The sequence below is a fragment of the Pseudomonas sp. ICMP 561 genome, from assembly GCF_002699985.1.
Taxonomy (GTDB): Bacteria; Pseudomonadota; Gammaproteobacteria; order Pseudomonadales; family Pseudomonadaceae; genus Aquipseudomonas; species Aquipseudomonas quasicaspiana.
In genome coordinates, this window is record NZ_LKBT01000017.1 from 50,056 (window position 1) to 66,406 (window position 16,351).

The 16,351-nt window shown below is 58.0% G+C and carries 15 protein-coding genes; 6 read left to right on the forward strand and 9 right to left on the reverse strand.

Features of this window, described 5'->3' with window-relative positions; all coding sequences use genetic code 11:
* Positions 1-9 precede the first annotated feature (9 nt).
* Genes AO242_RS14855 through AO242_RS14870 form a run of 4 tightly spaced genes read right to left on the reverse strand, consistent with a single transcriptional unit; the run spans position 10 to position 4,107 of the window.
* The gene (locus tag AO242_RS14855) at positions 10-2,136 is read right to left on the reverse strand and encodes a chemotaxis protein CheA (protein WP_099269312.1); all 2,127 of its coding nucleotides are present in this window, start codon (positions 2,134-2,136) and stop codon (positions 10-12) included.
* 50 nt (positions 2,137-2,186) lie between these two features.
* Positions 2,187-2,477, reverse strand: coding sequence for an STAS domain-containing protein (locus AO242_RS14860; RefSeq protein WP_099269313.1), 291 nt, complete (start codon positions 2,475-2,477; stop codon positions 2,187-2,189).
* A gap of 37 nt (positions 2,478-2,514) precedes the next feature.
* On the reverse strand, positions 2,515-2,883 hold the full coding sequence (locus AO242_RS14865; RefSeq protein WP_027902808.1) for a response regulator: 369 nt from the start codon (positions 2,881-2,883) through the stop codon (positions 2,515-2,517).
* A 9-nt stretch (positions 2,884-2,892) separates the two neighbouring features.
* Positions 2,893-4,107: a methyl-accepting chemotaxis protein gene (locus tag AO242_RS14870; protein ID WP_099269314.1), complete on the reverse strand. Its 1,215-nt coding sequence runs from the start codon at positions 4,105-4,107 to the stop codon at positions 2,893-2,895.
* A gap of 407 nt (positions 4,108-4,514) precedes the next feature.
* Between AO242_RS14870 and AO242_RS14875 the strand changes: the two genes are divergently transcribed.
* Positions 4,515-5,510 (forward strand): aldo/keto reductase, encoded by a 996-nt coding sequence (locus tag AO242_RS14875; protein ID WP_099269315.1) that lies wholly within the window; start codon positions 4,515-4,517, stop codon positions 5,508-5,510.
* 307 nt (positions 5,511-5,817) lie between these two features.
* Here the strand turns inward: AO242_RS14875 and AO242_RS14880 are convergent, their stop codons facing one another.
* Complete coding sequence (locus AO242_RS14880) at positions 5,818-6,726, reverse strand: LysR family transcriptional regulator (protein WP_099269316.1); 909 nt, start codon at positions 6,724-6,726, stop codon at positions 5,818-5,820.
* Between the two features lie 101 nt (positions 6,727-6,827).
* On the opposite strand from AO242_RS14880, the gene AO242_RS14885 reads away from it, so the two are divergent.
* Complete coding sequence (locus AO242_RS14885) at positions 6,828-8,075, forward strand: aspartate aminotransferase family protein (RefSeq protein ID WP_099269317.1); 1,248 nt, start codon at positions 6,828-6,830, stop codon at positions 8,073-8,075.
* A gap of 332 nt (positions 8,076-8,407) precedes the next feature.
* Here AO242_RS14885 and ppnN read toward each other — a convergent pair whose 3' ends face one another.
* Together ppnN and AO242_RS14895 are read right to left on the reverse strand one after the other, a co-directional pair.
* Positions 8,408-9,781 (reverse strand): nucleotide 5'-monophosphate nucleosidase PpnN, encoded by a 1,374-nt coding sequence (ppnN, locus tag AO242_RS14890; RefSeq protein WP_027898418.1) that lies wholly within the window; start codon positions 9,779-9,781, stop codon positions 8,408-8,410.
* Between the two features lie 322 nt (positions 9,782-10,103).
* Positions 10,104-12,062 carry a DNA topoisomerase III gene (locus AO242_RS14895; protein WP_099269318.1) on the reverse strand — a complete coding sequence of 653 codons (1,959 nt, stop codon included), beginning with the start codon at positions 12,060-12,062 and terminating at the stop codon, positions 10,104-10,106.
* 325 nt (positions 12,063-12,387) lie between these two features.
* On the opposite strand from AO242_RS14895, the gene AO242_RS14900 reads away from it, so the two are divergent.
* The 4 genes from AO242_RS14900 to AO242_RS14915 all read left to right on the forward strand — a co-directional run bounded on the left by AO242_RS14900 (position 12,388) and on the right by AO242_RS14915 (position 15,370).
* Complete coding sequence (locus AO242_RS14900) at positions 12,388-12,714, forward strand: DMT family transporter (protein ID WP_027902743.1); 327 nt, start codon at positions 12,388-12,390, stop codon at positions 12,712-12,714.
* Between the two features lie 102 nt (positions 12,715-12,816).
* The gene (locus tag AO242_RS14905; RefSeq protein WP_099269319.1) at positions 12,817-13,350 is read left to right on the forward strand and encodes a DUF4174 domain-containing protein; all 534 of its coding nucleotides are present in this window, start codon (positions 12,817-12,819) and stop codon (positions 13,348-13,350) included.
* 153 nt (positions 13,351-13,503) lie between these two features.
* Positions 13,504-14,454 (forward strand): GlxA family transcriptional regulator, encoded by a 951-nt coding sequence (locus AO242_RS14910; protein WP_099269320.1) that lies wholly within the window; start codon positions 13,504-13,506, stop codon positions 14,452-14,454.
* A 406-nt stretch (positions 14,455-14,860) separates the two neighbouring features.
* The gene (locus tag AO242_RS14915; protein ID WP_099269321.1) at positions 14,861-15,370 is read left to right on the forward strand and encodes a helix-turn-helix domain-containing protein; all 510 of its coding nucleotides are present in this window, start codon (positions 14,861-14,863) and stop codon (positions 15,368-15,370) included.
* Here AO242_RS14915 and AO242_RS14920 read toward each other — a convergent pair.
* Positions 15,262-15,789: a GNAT family N-acetyltransferase gene (locus AO242_RS14920; protein WP_257153441.1), complete on the reverse strand. Its 528-nt coding sequence runs from the start codon at positions 15,787-15,789 to the stop codon at positions 15,262-15,264. The two genes, AO242_RS14915 and AO242_RS14920, sit on opposite strands and share 109 nt — an antisense overlap.
* Positions 15,790-15,792: 3 nt before the next feature.
* Entirely contained in the window at positions 15,793-16,260 is a 468-nt protein-coding gene (locus AO242_RS14925; protein ID WP_099269322.1) for a RidA family protein, read from the reverse strand.
* Between the last annotated feature and the right edge of the window lie 91 nt (positions 16,261-16,351).

Below are 16,351 nucleotides of genomic sequence, written 5' to 3' on the forward strand. Positions count from 1 at the left end.
GCGGATGCATCAACGGGCAGTGGCTGGCGATTGGGCTGGATTAGCGGTGTGGCGTGTTTCGAGGTGTACGATCTGGCTGAGCAAAGCAGGAACATCGAGAATCAATGCGACGGCGCCGCTGCCCAGAATGGTTGAGCCGCTGATGCCGCGCAGTGCGCCGAACAGCTTGCCCAACGGTTTGATCACGGTCTGGAATTCACCCAACAGGTCGTCTACGACCAGTCCGGCCTTGTGATCGGCATAACGCACCACCACCACATTCTGGCGGCGAGCGGCAGGGCCGTCGTGGTGGAAGTGGTCACGCAGATACACCAGTGGCAGCACTTCACCGCGCAGGTCCAGATAACCCTGTTCGCGGCTGATCTGACGGTCGTCCTCGCTGAGTTCGATGCACTCCTGGACCATGTCCAGCGGGATCACGTAGGTGGATTGACCGATACCGACGAGGAAGCCGTTGATAATGGCCAGCGTCAGCGGCAAACGAATGCGTATGACGGTGCCTTGCCCCGGTTTACTGTCCAGATCGACCGTGCCGCGCAGCAGGGTAATGTTGCGCTTGACCACGTCCATGCCGACGCCACGCCCTGAAAGGTTGGTGACCGCTTGGGCGGTGGAGAAGCCCGGTTCGAAAATCAGGTTGTAGATTTCCTGATCGGTCAGCGTCGCGCCGGGGGCTATCAGGCCGCGTTCCTGGGCTTTTTCCAGAATCCGGTCGCGATTCAGTCCGGCGCCATCGTCGGCGATTTCCAGGACGATGCTGCCCGAGTCATGGTAGGCATTGAGGTGCAGATGGCCCTTGGCAGGCTTACCGGCGGCAAGACGCGCCTCGGCACTTTCAATGCCATGATCCATGGAGTTTCGCAGCAGGTGCATAAGCGGATCGCCGATTTTCTCGACAACGGTTTTGTCCAGTTCAGTTTCGGCACCGCTGATGATCAGGTCGATGTCTTTGCCCAGTTCCTGGCTGACATCCCGCACAACACGGCGGAACCGGTTGAATGTGTCGCCAATGGGGATCATCCGTAGACGCAACGCTCCGTCGAGAATTTCTTCTACCAGCCCGGAAACTGTCGAGGTGGACTCTTGCAATGGGTCGTTGTCGCACGTACGGGCGATCAGGGTGGCACCCGCACTGGCGATCACCAGTTCGCCGACCAGATTGATCAGTTCGTCGAGTTTGTCGGCGTTGACCCGGACGTAGCGGCCATCTTTGCCTTTGCTCTCGGCGGGCTTGTCGCTGGCAAGCTGTTTTTCACTGGAGACGTTGGCCGGTACGCGTGGCACCGAGCGCTGATCTTCCAGCAACTCGCCCATGGCAACCATGCCGGTGCCTTGATCGGCGATGGTTGATGCCTGAGACATCAGTTCAGTGCCCGAGCAGTCCTGCTGACTCTCAGTGTCGGCTTTGGTGATTTCAACGAGACAGTCTTCGCGCACGAAATCAAAAACTTCGTTAATGGCGGCGTGGGTCGCACTGGAATAGAAGTCGATTTCGAAGCCCAGATAGCAAGACTCTGCATCCCAGGCTTCGAGTGCTGGCAAATTGTCGGTCAGTGTCTGTACCGTGACGATCTCGCCCAGCGTGTTCAGAAAACGCAGGAACGACAAAGGGTCCATGCCATTGCGAAACACGTCTTGACCGAAGCGCAGGGAAATATGCCAAAGCACGGCATTGGTCTGTTCGGCTTGGACTTCTGCGTCCGGGATGACTTCCAACTCATCGTTGCTGACATTCGCAGGGGCCTGATAAGCCTGCAGGCTTTTACGCAGTTCGGCTTCACGAGCCAGTGCCGGAGCTTGCAGCTGGCCGCCCTGACTGGCGACGACATCAATCAGTTCGAGCATGTGATCGCCGGATTTCAGCAGCACCGCAATCAGGCCTGCGTCGGCTGAAACACTGCCTTCGCGCAGTCGGTCCAGCACGTCCTCGACGATGTGCGTAAAGCTGACAATCGGGTCGAGCCCGAACAGACCCGCCGAGCCTTTGATGGTGTGCGCTGCCCGGAAGATGGCGCCAATCGCGTCGGCATCGCCGGGTTCGCTTTCCAGTTGCAGCAATGACTCTTCCATCGCCTCCAACAGCTCGCGAGCCTCGACGATGAACGTTTGTAATGCCTGGTCGAGATTAATGCTCACGCTCAGTTCCCTTTGGTGATGTCAGCTGCAGCAGCCGGGCGAGTCGGTAGTCAAACCGACGGGCCCAGACCACTCAGTTGCAGGGTTTCCAGTACCGCATTGCTATGCCCGGTCAGGGTCAGTGCCGTCCCGGCCTTCGAGGCCTCGCGGGTAACCATGATCAGCAGTTGCAAGCCTGCGCCGTCCATTTCGGTGATCTGCGAAAGATCGATCTGCATCTGCGGCGTTGCGCCCAGTCGCGGAAGCAACTGAGCGGACAAATCCGAGGCGGTGTAAATCGTCAGCTCACCGTCGATGTTCACGTGTGCCGTGTCATTGAGAATTTCACATGCAAGCGGCATCACAACCTCCTGGTATCAGGCATCAAGTAGCAGGCAATCAGGGCAGAATCAGTTTCGAAACAGCTGCGAGCATTTGCGCTGGCTGGAACGGCTTGACCACCCAGGCTTTTGCGCCTGCTGCCTGGCCTTCCATTTTTTTCGATTCCTGAGATTCGGTGGTCAGCATGATGATCGGGGTGAACTTGTAGTTCGGCAGCTTCTTGACCTCTTTGACGAAGGTGATGCCATCCATGTTCGGCATGTTCACGTCGCTGATGATCAGGTGCACTTTCTGCCCGGTGAGCTTGCTCAGGGCGTCACGGCCATCGCTTGCTTCGATAACGTCATAACCTGCGCTTTTCAGGGCGATGCCGACCACTTGTCGAACGCTGCTGGAGTCGTCGACGACCAGTATGTTTTTAGCCATGTGGCTCTCCTAAAAAAAGGTTATTTCTTGTGAATTCTGTTGTCCGGCGCTGCTGCCGTGGTGCGTATTGCGCTGCTCGTCGGTGGCGTAGGTCGCTTCCATACGCGCGAGCCAGCTGCGTGCATCAATCGCCACGGCCTGGTCAGGTGCCTGCGTCGCCTGCTGCAGATGGGCGTGCAGGTCGTCAATGTTGTCGCGCACATGAACCAGTATCTGGCTGACCCGATCCTGAAATTGCAGGCTGACCAGTACTTCAGTCATTTCGTCACGGATACCGAAGCTTTCCTGTTGAAGCATTTCGGCGGACTCGGCGAGGCGCTCGGTCACGCTCTTGAAGCGCTCCAGTACTCGCTGAATAGTGTTCTCGGAGTTCGCTACCGAGTTGCTGTCCTGGTCCGCGCCACTGGAAGCGGCCTGCACCAGTTGGTTGATGGCGCTGTTGATGATGTCGACCTTGGCGGACATCTGCTGACCGGTCTCACTTGACTTGCTCGATAGGCTGCGCACGGCGTCGGCGACCACCGCAAAACCGCGCCCGGCTTCGCCCGCGCGGGCCGCTTCAATGGCTGCGTTGAGTGCCAGCAGGTTGGTTTGTGCGGCGATGGCTGCGACGTCGGCGGCCATTGTGCGCAATTCACCGGTGTAAGCCGTGAGGTTGCGAACCTGAGCCAGGGTTTCGTCACGGCTGGTCTGCGTGGCCTTGAGAGAATCGATGACCTGCACCAGATCGCTGTCGCTTTGCGCGAGTACTTGCAGCGCACCATCGCCACTTTGACCGCCAAGATCACCCGCCGCATGTTGCGACGCATGAACCGTTTCCTGCAGCCGCGAAGAGATGCCCGTGAAGCGCCCGGTCAGGGTGACGATGGCGGTTTCGGTCTGCTCCCGTGAGCTTTCGACTTGCTTGGCCCAGATGGGCATCGCGCCCAGCAGGACTTCATTGATCTGCGCGCTGGATTTCAGCGATGCGCTATTGGCAGTTTGCTGTTGTTGCAAGCCCGCAGCGATGGCAATGGCCTGCAGTTTCCGGTTTTGACTGGCCGCCGCGAACAACCCCGTGGCAACACCGACAGCCAGTACGGCGGCACTCAGACCCATGTTCAATTGGGTAGAGGCCGACAGCAACAGCGCGGCACATCCTGCAGCAGCAGGCACCAGTGGAAACCACAGGAAGAGCGTTTGGCGGCCTTGAACAGGAGAACTACCGGTTTGGCTCTGCATCATGGTTCGATCCTTGAACGACTCAGTAAGGAGAATGGCGAATACTGTGTTATCTGCAAACACGACTGAGACTTTAGTCACATTAATGGCGTCAATCGTCAGACGATTTGACAAAGCCAGCTTCGTGGGAGGGTGTATCGGCGTGCTTGTCTGATGTTAGGGGATGTTCATTCCCCATCTTTACTGGGGATTTCCCTGATTGAGGGTCAGGAAAAAGCGTAGCAGTGCAATTTCAAACCAGGAAATAATTTGTCTTGAATACTTGGAACTTTTCTTATCCTCAGGGCTGACGGGGCTTTTCGGCACTGAAAAGGCATCGATCAGGCAAGCTTGATGAGCGGTCCCCACAGCAGCATATTGCACGGCTATCCTCAGGGGCTTGAGTTTTCGAAGCCCGAAGGAGAAGCAGCATGCAATATCGTCAATTCGGCCGGACAGGCCTCAGCGTTTCCCGGCTGTGTCTGGGGACCATGACCTTTGGCTTGCAGACTGACGCTCAGGTTTCACACCGGATCATTGATCACGCCACGGATGCCGGGGTGAACTTCATCGACACGGCGGACGTTTACCCACTCGGTGCCAAATTCGATGCAGTGGGGCGAACGGAGGAAGTGGTTGGCAGCTGGCTCAAAGGTAAACGTGACCGCTTCATCCTCGCCACCAAGGCCAGTGGCCCCATGGGACCCGCGGCCTGGAATCAGGGTAATTCACGCAAGCATCTGCTCGATGCCATTGAAGCTTCGCTCAAACGATTGAACACCGACTACGTCGATATTTATCAATTGCACATGGATGACCCGCTGACCCCGCTGGATGAAACCCTTGAGGCGCTGGACATCATCGTCAAGCATGGCAAGGCGCGTTATATCGGGGTGTCGAACTTCCTGGCTTATCGAATGGCGCGAATGCTGGGAAGGGCGGACTACCTTAGGCTGACCCGCTTCGTTTCCATTCAGCCGCGCTACAACCTGTTGTTCCGCCAGATCGAGCGCGAGTTGTTGCCTCTGGCCAAAGAAGAAGGGCTGGCGGTCATTCCCTACAACCCGCTGGCCGGCGGTTTGCTGACCGGCAAGCATGCGCTGGAAAGTACGCCCAGCGATGGCCGTTTTACGGCGAGTGTGGGCGAGGCGGGGGAGATATATCAGCAGCGCTACTGGCATGAGCGTGAGTTTCAGAGTATCGAGCGGCTCAAGGTTTTGCTCAATGAGGCGGGCAAGCCCATGACTACCACCTCCGTTGCATGGGTGCTGGCCAATCCGGTGATCACCTCGGCAATCATCGGTGCGAGTCGTCCGGAGCAACTGGATGACACCCTGGCTGCGGCAGACTTTGTGCTGGATGAGTCATTGAAGACGCAGCTTGATGAGATTACCCATGAGTATCGATGGGGGGATGCGGCGCGGTAGGGGTTAATTAAATAGTCGGCCTGCAGCTCACAGAAGTTACGAGGCCCGCGATGACGGTCTGCCTGACACACCGCCATCGCGGCCTCGCCTTGCTCGTGCGCTCCTACAGATTTTCATATGCTGTGCGATCTAGCGATGTTCAGGCAGATGCTGGACCTGTAGGAGTGAGCTTGCTCGCGATTCGGTTTTTTGGTCGACGAATTTATCGCCTGAACCGACGCTATCGCGAGCAAGCTCACTCCTACAGGGTCCTTGGTTGCCGCGAGACAGCGCGGTGCCATGGACGCGGGCGACTTGGCGACAACTGTCAAACAGGCCGACCCCACAACTCCACGACATAGTCGACAAAACTGCGTAGCTTCGGCGAGCGGTAGCGATCCTGGGCGTAAAGCAGGTGCATGGGGCGGCATGGAAGTTGGTAGTCAGGTAGCAGGGCGATCAGCTTGCCGTTTTCCAGATCCTCCTGAACCAGCGCGTCAGGCATCATCACGATCCCGGCTCCGGCGCGTGCAGCTTTGTGCAGTCCTGCAGAGGTGTTCATGGTGATCGGGCCGCTGACCGGCACTAATATTTCGCCTTCAGCCCCCGTCAGCCGCCAGTGTTTTTCGACTGAACTCCAGTCATCTCCGGCCGGGTAGGCAAACGCCAGACAATCATGCTGTTGCAAATCCATAGGCTCGACGGGTGTGCCGCGACGTTGCAGATACGACGGTGCTGCGCACAGGGTCAGGGTGTAATCCTGCAAGGGCCTGGCAATCAGGCTTGAGCTATGAATCTGGCCCAGACGAATCGCCGCGTCGAACCCCTGACCGATCAAATCCATGCGCTCGTTGCTCCACACAATATCCAGCTTGATTTGCGGGTAGCGGCGGATGAATTCGCTCAGCGCCGGGGCGAGGCTTTCCGAGCCAAATGTAAACGGTGCAGTAATCCGCAACGTCCCTTGAGGGATGTCCTGGGATTGCGCTGCCAATTGCTCCGAATCGGCAACCAGCGCCAGAACATCCACACAACGCTGGTAGTACGTAGCGCCAAACTCGGTCAGACCCTGGCGACGCGTGGTGCGTTTGAGCAGGCTGACCCCCAGTCGTTGTTCGAGCCCGCGCAAATGGTTGCCCACCATGGTGGTCGACATACCGCACTCAAGTGCAGCAGCCGTCATGCTGCCGGTTTCCACCACTTTGACAAACACCGACATTGCCTGGAGTAAGTCCATTATCAAGCCTTACTTTTAAATCATTGAAGGAAATCGCCGTTTATCCAGCTCAGGTTGCTAACGATACTGGAAAAAAACACGCCTGAGATGGAGTTTCGAACATGACCGCCACTTGCCTGATGAGCACCTACCTTCCGTTGACGCTAAGTTTCACTCGCGGCCTTGGCACTCGCCTGTGGGATGAGGCAGGTCGCGAGTATCTGGATGCGGTGGCGGGTGTTGCTGTTACCAACGTCGGTCATTCGCACCCCCGGCTGGTGGCGGCGATCAGTGAGCAGGCAGGCTTGCTGATGCACACTTCTAACCTGTACAGCATTCAGTGGCAGCAGGAGCTCGCTCGGAAGTTGACCGGGCTGGCGGGCATGGACCGGGCGTTTTTCAATAATTCCGGCGCGGAAGCCAACGAGACGGCGTTGAAGCTGGCTCGGCTGTATGCCTGGCACAAAGGCATTGAAAAGCCGCTGGTGGTCGTGATGGACAATGCATTCCACGGTCGGACGCTGGGGACCTTGTCTGCCAGCGACGGTCCTGCCGTGCGGTTGGGTTTCAACTCGTTACCGGGTGATTTCATCAAAGTGCCATTTGGCGATCTCGCCGCACTGGACAAGATATGCAAGACCTATGGCCATCGCATCACGGCCATCTTGCTGGAGCCTATTCAGGGCGAAAGTGGCGTGCAACTGGCTCCGCCGGGTTATCTGAAGGCCTTGCGTGAATTGTGCAGTCGGCGCGCGTGGTTGCTGATGCTGGATGAAATTCAAACCGGTATGGGCCGCACCGGGCAGTGGTTCGCGTTCCAGCATGAAGGCATTGTCCCGGACGTGATGACATTGGCCAAAGGCCTGGGCAATGGCATCCCCATCGGTGCCTGCCTGGCGCGAGGCAAAGCGGCTGAGCTGTTCACGCCGGGCAGCCATGGCAGCACGTTCGGCGGCAACCCGCTGGCCTGCCGGGTTGGCTGTACAGTTGTGGATATTCTCAAGGATCAGTGCCTGCTGGATAACGCCCGGTTGCAGGGCGAACGGTTGCTGGCCGGATTGCGCGCCGCCCTGAGTGAACACCCGGATGTTCTGGATATTCGTGGCAGGGGCTTGATGGTGGGCGTCGAGTTGACCCGGCCATTGGCAAATCTGGCAGCGATTGCCGCACACGAGCATGGCCTGCTGCTTAACGTCACGCGGGGCAAGACGATTCGTCTGTTACCGCCGTTGACCGTCAATGAGCAGGAGATCGATGCGATTGTGTTGGGGGTATGCAAGACGCTGGCGTCGTGTACTGGGGTGGGAGGACGCGGCCTGAAGGCTGAGGTGTTGCCAATGACGTTGACGCTTGAAGAGGTATGTAGCTGAGCGGTTATATCTGGCATTCCGGTTAATTTTGCGGTGAATGTATCGTCGGAGTGCCGCCCAGACCAAGCCACGCTCCCACAGGGTATGCAATCTCATGTGGGAGGCTTGGTCTGGGCGGCACTCCGACGATGCAGACGCCTCGGTCCAACAGACACTCCGCGTTATCGTTCTTCGCGAGCAAGCTCGGCTCCTACAGAGAGCATGATCCCTGTGGGAGCGAGGCTTGGTCTGGGCGGCACTCCGACGATGCAGGCGCTGAGGTTTAACTTTGGAGTCGTATTTCAGCTAAACGAATAGCCGCAGTACGATCAATCAATAACTCACAACAGCCCTCAAGTCACCACCCGATAGCAGGGCTCATACGCCGCGCCACCTGGCAGCTTCATGCGGTGCTGTTCGACGAACGCGTGCAGCAGTCGATCCAGCGGCTCCATGATTTCGTTGTCGCCATGGATTTCGTATGGCCCATGTTGCTCGATCAGACGAATACCTTTGTCTTTGACGTTACCGGCGACAATCCCCGAGAACGCACGACGCAGATTGGCCGCCAGTTGATGCGGCGGTAATGATCGGCTCAACTGCAGGGCTGCCATGTTTTCATGGGTCGGATCAAACGGATGCTGGAAGCCTTCGTCGATTTTCAGCAGCCAGTTGAAGTGGAACGCGTCATTGCGGTCACGGCGGAACTGTTTGACGGTCTTGAGCCCGGCAGTCATTTCCCTGGCCACTTCAGCCGGGTCGTCGATGATGATCTGGTAGTGCTTGTAAGCCGATTCGCCCAGGGTCGCGCCTACAAACGCGTGCAGTTGTTCCAGATACGGCGCAGCGCTTTTCGGACCGGTCAGCACCACCGGGAAAGGCAGGTCGTGGTTGTCCGGGTGCATGAGGATGCCCAGCAGGTAAAGGAACTCTTCTGCGGTGCCCGCACCACCCGGGAAGATAATGATGCCGTGGCCAACGCGCACGAAGGCTTCAAGGCGTTTTTCAATATCGGGCAGGATCACCAACTCGTTGACGATCGGGTTAGGCGCTTCTGCCGCGATGATGCCGGGTTCGGTCAGGCCCAGATATCGACCTCCGTTGATCCGCTGTTTGGCGTGGGCAATGGTCGCGCCCTTCATCGGGCCTTTCATCACGCCGGGACCGCACCCCGTGCAGATGTCCAGGCTACGCAGGCCCAGTTCATGACCCACTTTCTTGGTGTATTTGTACTCTTCGGTGTTGATCGAGTGACCGCCCCAGCAAACCACCATCTTCGGTTCAAGACCCGGACGCAGCGTGCGAGCGTTGCGTAGCAGATGAAACACGTAGTCGGTGATGCCTTGGGAGCTTTCGAGATCAATGCGCTGGCTGTCCAGCTCGCTCTCTGTGTAAACGATGTCGCGCAAGGCGCTGAACAGCATTTCACGAGTGCTGGCGATCATTTCGCCGTCGACGAATGCATCGGCGGGCGCATTGAGGAGCTCAAGGCGTACACCACGATCCTGCTGGTGAATGCGGACTTCGAAACTCTCGTAGGCCTCAAGAATGGTCTTGGCGTTATCGACATGCGCGCCGGTGTTGAGAATAGCCAGGGCGCACTGGCGGAAGAGGGTGTAAATGCTGCCTGAACCGGCGGCGCTGAGTTGCTGTACTTCGCGCTGGGACAGTGTTTCGAGGCTGCCCTTGGGACTGACCGAGGCGTTGATTACTTGTCTTGGGGGCATTCTGAATTCCCTTGAAGAAATGCCGGTGAGCCAGTCGGGCTCACGCGCATCTGAATAGTGAGACCCTGCGTTTCCCTGCACGAAAAGGCGGCAGGGCGGGCAAGTGTCTTGTTGAATACCGTGGGGCAAAAGCCAACACCACGGTTTAAGCGGGCCGACAAACCGGGTTGACTCAATATCCTCCTTGTCTGAGTTGCTGCTCTTGATTATTGAGGTGCGGCTGATTGTGCGCACCTGAGCAGGCATCGCCATTCAACCGGTGAATCAATTAAGCGTCAACTCCTTGCAAGTGAGTGGGTTACAGCTGGCATCCTATACCCGATCACGGTTTGCTGGCAGTTTTGGCTGCACGTCGTGGCTTGGCGGTACTGGTGCCCGCAGGTTTGCGCTTGCCGGTCTTGCGTTTGCCTTTCCATGGCGGCTTGCCTCCGGCAGGACTTGCAGATGCGGTAATGACCATGCGCATGCCCATACAGCGGCTGATGTGCTTGCTCATCCAGGTGGCCTGCCGGGCGACAAACTCTTCGAGACTCATCTCGCCAGCCTGGACCATGTCCAGCGCCTGTTCCCAGATGGCTGTAGTGCCCGGATCGGCGATTGCGCGGGGCACCGCGTCGATCAGGCTGAACGCGGCCGGTGTCGCCGCCAGGGCTTTGCCGTTCTTGCTCAGATAACCTCGATCCAGCAAGCCCTGAATGATGCCGGCACGTGTTGCTTCTGTGCCAATCCCGGTAGTGTCCTTGAGTTTCTGTTTGAGGCGCGGGTCTTCCACCAGACGGGCGACATTCTTCATCGCCTTGATCAGGTCACCTTCTGTGAGCGGCTTGGGTGGCTGGGTCCAGAGATCCTTGAGGGTGACGTTGTCGACCGCGTAATCGCTGCCCTCGGTCAGCCTTGGCAAGGCTTGCGGTGCGGGCGCTTCCCGACCTTTTGGGGGCGTCAGAGCTTCCGGCAATGCGCGCTTCCAGCCTGGTTCGACGATCACCTTGCCGGTCGCCCGGAGCTTTTCACCGCCACAGTCGAAGTCGGCCTGCGTGCGATCGTATTCATGGTTGGGCAGAAACTGCGCAAGGTAACGGGCCCGAATCAAGGTAAACACTGCGCGGTATTTGCCGGTCAGTTGATCGAGGGATTTGCCCGCGCCGGTGGGGATGATGCCGTGGTGAGCGCTGACTTTTGCGTCGTTCCAGGCCCGAGAGCGGCGACCTGGATCAAGGTATTTGAGCAGCTCGTTCAGCGCCGGGTCTGCGCGACCCAGTGCGGCAATGATCTTCGATGCATCGCTGTGCTGGCTGACTGGCAGGTAACCGCAGTCGCTGCGCGGATAGGTGATGACCTTGTGGGTTTCATACAGCGCTTGAGCAACGTCCAGTGTTTCCTGTGCGCCGAGCCCCAATTTTTTCGAACATACCTCCTGCAACGTACCGAGGTCGAAAGGCAGCGGCGCGGCTTCACGTACCCGTTCGGTTCGCAGCTTCAGAAGCTTGGCAGTCGCCGCTTTGCGCATGGTTTCAGCGGCTTGCTGCGCAGTCGTCTGGTTCAGGCATCGATCCTGGTCGTCACAGACATCTGCAGCGGCACGCCATTGAGCAGTGAAGGGCTGGTCAGCGTGGAGCAGTTGCACATCGATAGCCCAGAAGGGCACGGGCACGAAATCGGCGATGCTGCGATCCCGATCCACTACCAGCCGCAGCGTCGGGGTTTGTACGCGTCCCACCGGCAATACGCCTTGATAGCCGGATTGGCGGCCGAGGAGGGTGAACAGGCGGCTCATGTTCATGCCGATCAGCCAGTCTGCCCGTGAACGGCCCAGCGCCGAGTGGTAAAGGCTGAAGGTTTCGGCGCCGGGCCTGAGGGCGTTCAAGGCCTTGCGGATTGAGGCATCGTCGAGCGCCGAGAGCCATAGGCGTTGTATCGGTCCGCGATAACGACAATGGTCCACCAGCTCCCGGGCGATCATCTCGCCTTCGCGGTCGGCATCGGTGGCGATGACCAGTTCGGAGGCTTCGCCCAACAGACGTTTGACCGCTTTGAACTGACTGGCCGTGCGTGGCTTGACCAGCATCTTCCATTTTTCCGGAACGATGGGCAGGTCATCCAGCACCCAGCGTTTGTAGCGAGCGTCGTAACTGTCAGGTGGCGCGGTTTCCAGCAGATGGCCGATGCACCACGTCACCGTAGCGTTGGGCCCCACCCAGCAGCCATCACCACGTCGACTCGCGCCTAGTACAGCGGCGATATCTTTGGCCTGGGAGGGTTTTTCGCACAGAAACAGCCGCATGAGTACCATCGTTTTTTACGGGTTTTGATGGGGGCACAGCATGAGCAGTAAGGACGTTTTCGGCAAGGTTTATCTGTATGGATATACAGATAAACCTTGTGGGAAGTTGGTGCTTTAATCGGGGTTCACTCCGTAGGACCGGCTTTAGCCGGGAGAAGGTCGGTACATCCGCCGCCTATTCATCGCCAGATAAAATGTCCTCCCGGCTAAAGCCGGTCCTACCAGTCTGGATCCGGTCGCGGCACCGCCAAACCTTGCACCAACCGCTCTGGCACCGCTATTTTGTCCCGACGCCAACTAAAGAAAACCATTCCGAGGAAGTTCGATGAGCTGGATGTTTCTGTTATTCGCAGGTGCCTGCGAAATCATCTATGCCGCGGTAATGCCCCGTACCGATGGTTTTACCCGGCTGTTGCCCAGTCTGTTCTGCGGTTTTTTCATCTGTCTGAGCATGTACCTGCTGTCTGTGGCGACCCGCACCATTCCGGTCGGTACGGCTTATGCTGTATGGGTCGGAATCGGTGCGTTGGGCACTGCGGTTTACGGCATGCTGGTACTGGGCGAAGATCGCAGTGTGTTGCGGATTTTGTGTTTTTTGCTGATTCTGGCTGGCATTGTCGGACTGAAGCTGGTGTCCGCACCCGTTAAATAAAAGGGTTGCGACGGCTGTTGAGCTATACCCAATGAGAACAAAACATCTAAAACCGCGTCGAAAGCCCGACTAGTGTCCTGTCTAGGTTTGAAGGAGCCATTTATGTTTATCCGGTCGTTGACCCTCGCCACGTTGCTTATCTCTGCGGGCCCTCTGCTCGCGGCTGACAGCGACAGCCCTCTGAACCAGGACCGCGGCAAGTCGCGCCCATTGATTGTTATCGCGCCGAGCACACTGGACCCGACGCTGGTCAACCTGCAAAAAGAGCTCAAGGAACCGGAAAACCAGAAGGGTTTCGCGGAGCGTGGCATGGTGCTTTATACGGTGGTTGCCATGATAGGCAAACGTGACGGTAAAGACCTTGATCCTCAGGCAACCATGGCGCTGATTCGGGAGCTGAAACTGGGGGCGAGCAGGGGAACCAAGGTCGTTCTGGTGGGCAAGGACGGTGAGAAAAAACTCGACCAGCTTGGCCCTGTTTCCGTGAAAGACCTGTTCACCACGGTTGATCAATTACCCACCGAAGAAAAGGCTGCCACAGCCCCGGCAGCGGTTGCACCGGTGCCTGAGGCCAAGCCCGGCGCGGAAAAGGCTGGCAAGCCAGCGAAAGGTGCGCCTAAAACCCTCGATGACTGAGCCGTAAAGGTCTGAAACTGGCGAGCCAGCCGATAGCGGCGAAGCGCCACTCAAAACGTTAGTATGTGCACGGGTCAAGGCCCGGGACCGACGCAGCCGCGGTCCCGGGCCTTTGCTTTAGGGTGTTGAACTCGATTTGGGCGATGTAAGAGCATGAAGACCGTTGCAATCGTTTTGTTTCCTGACTTCCTTTTGCTCGACATGGCCGGGCCGATGGAGGTGTTCTCTATTGCAAACCGCTATCTCGAGCCCTCCAGACACTATCAGTTGACCACTGTGGGCACCCAGGCGTTGGCCATTCGCGCGTCAAATGGCGTCACGGTTCACCCTGACGTCTGCGTTGAAACTGCACCGACAGCCTTCGATCTGCTGTTGGTACCGGGTGGTCCGGGGTCTTATAACGACAGTCATCCACCGCTGGTGGCCTGGCTGCAGCAAGCGGCGCAGGAATCGACCCTCTACGGTTCGATTTGCACCGGCGCTTTTTTGCTGGGCAGAGCCGGTTTGCTCGACGGTCACACCGTTACCACTCACTGGCATTACACCGAACGCTTGATCAAGGGTTTCCCGGCGGCTCAGGTCACCACCGACCAGATCTACATCAAGGATCGCCGCCTGGTGACTTCTGGCGGGGTCACTGCAGGGATCGATCTCGCACTGGCACTCGTAGCGGAAGATCACGGCAGAAAAGTCGCGCTGGATGTCGCCAAGGTTTTACTTGTGGTTATGAAGCGGCAGGGCGGTCAGGCGCAGTTCAGCCCGCTGGTGGCGACTGTTGCAACGCAGGAAACGCCGATCACCCGGATACAGAACTACCTCATCGAGCACCTTGACGAAGAGTTCAGCATCGAGCGAATGGCTTCGATGGCAGCCATGAGCCCGCGACATTTCGCTCGGGTATTCAGCCGAGAAGTGAACATGACGCCGATGGAGTTCATCCAGAATGCTCGACTGGACCGGGCGCGTAACCTGCTGGAAACCACCGTACTGCCGCTCAAGACAATCGCCCACCGCAGTGGCTTTGGCAGCGTGCGTTACATGCGCTCACTGTTCAGCGACAGGCTGGGTTTGACACCGAGTCAGTATCGACAGCAGTTTGGTTAATGGGACTTGCCCGCGATAAGGCTGGATGCTATAGACCCGATATCTGCGGCGCCCTCATCGCGGGCAAGCCTCGCTCCCACATAGACCGCGCTATTCCGTAGGACCGGCCGGGCGGCGTTCCGCTTTAGCCGGGAGGACGTCGGGACATTCGCTAAATATCCTTCGCCAGAAATACCGCTCTCCCGGCTAAAGCCGGTCCTACAAGATCAAGATCAAGATCAAGATCATGCTTGCAGGCAAACAAAGAATCTCCCACAGGTTCTGTGTACGCTGCTCAATAGCGTTATATCAGCCTGCTTTGTCCTGATCAGGCACCTTGATGGCTGTTGTGCTCCCCCCGTGAGGGTTGTTAGAAAACTGACGACTGCGAAGATGACTCCAGGATATTTCGCAAGGTTTTATCGTCATGGACAACCCACTGCACGACGTCAACGACGGGCTTTATGAGCCGGTCACCGGCGGTCTTTCTCCCGACCGGTTGGCACTGGTTAAACAACTCATCACTGCTGACCTGAGCAAGAAAGTCTCTGTGCCTTTTCTGGCAGCGTCCTGCGAGTTGACGCGCAGTCATTTCTCGCGCTCATTCAAGCGCAGCACAGGTATGTCCCCCCAGGAATGGATTCGCAACCAGCGCATCGAGCAGGCCAAGGAGCTGATCAAAGAGTCGGCAATGACCCTCACGCAAATCAGCGCCGAATGCGGGTTTTGCGATCAGGCGCATTTCTCTCATATGTTCAGCAAGACCGAAGGTACCAATCCCGCGCGGTGGCGGGGCCATGCACGCAAGTTGAAGGCGGCCAGCCTGCGTCAGGACTCGCGCAATTCGCGCCACATATGGACCTTGGAAATAAATCCGGTTGCGGTCGCTACGGCCAACGGCTCCAGGCCGAAGGATGCGAATCCGTTGTGCTCGTAAAGCTTGCGTGCTGAAGCATTGTTTTCACTGACAGTCAGTTGTACCAGCAACGTGTGTGGCCGCTGACGCGCATAGCTCAATGCCGCATCGATCAGTGACTGGCCCAGACCTTTGCCTTGCTGCCCGGCCACCACATACATGCCGAACAGTAAAACCTTGTGTCGCGCCCGTTGCCGGTTGCTGAAGGTCAGCCCTACCGCACCCAGGACGGCGTCACCGTCAGTGATGCCGAACACCACTTGCCCGGCATCTTCTGCCGCATTGAGCCGGTTTTCCCACCACGACAAGGGCAGGGCAGCGCGCTCTTCTGTGGAGGAGGTGAATGCCTCGGGATGCCGTGTGTAGGCGTCCAGCATCAAATCTCGATAAGCCGCTGCGTGCCGGCCCTGCAAACGTTCAATCATGAATGCACTGGACATGGCTTACACCACTGCGATCAGGTCAAGTTCAACGGTGGCGTTCTTCGGCAACTGATAGACCCCGACCGACGTGCGAGTGTGCGCACCGACGTCGCCCAGCACGAAGAACAGCACCTCAGAAGCCGCGTCGGCCACTTCGCTTTGCTGAGTGAAATCCTGGGCGCATTGCACGTACAGGTTCATGCGCAGCAACCGCTTGATCCCGTCCAGTGACCTCGCGCTGCGCTGCAGCAGGGCCAGGGCGCGCATCGCGCAGACTTTCGCCGCCACCTGCGCCTGAGCCAGAGTGGTATCGCCCCCAGCGCGTCCGGTGACGACTACCGTGTCGCCAACTCGCGGGATTTGCCCGCTGATGTAAATCTCGTCGTTGTGCCGAATCGGCGGCACATAATTGCCGCCGATTTTGATCTCGCCATCAAAGCTGTAACCAAGCTGTTCGGCAATCAGGTTGAAGCGCTGGTCTGCTGACATGTCACGTCCCGTGGCGAAGATGAATCCATTGCGGAGGGTGCCTTTATCGCCTCAAGCTCCTGACATTGGCAAGCGTTCAGGCGTGGATTCT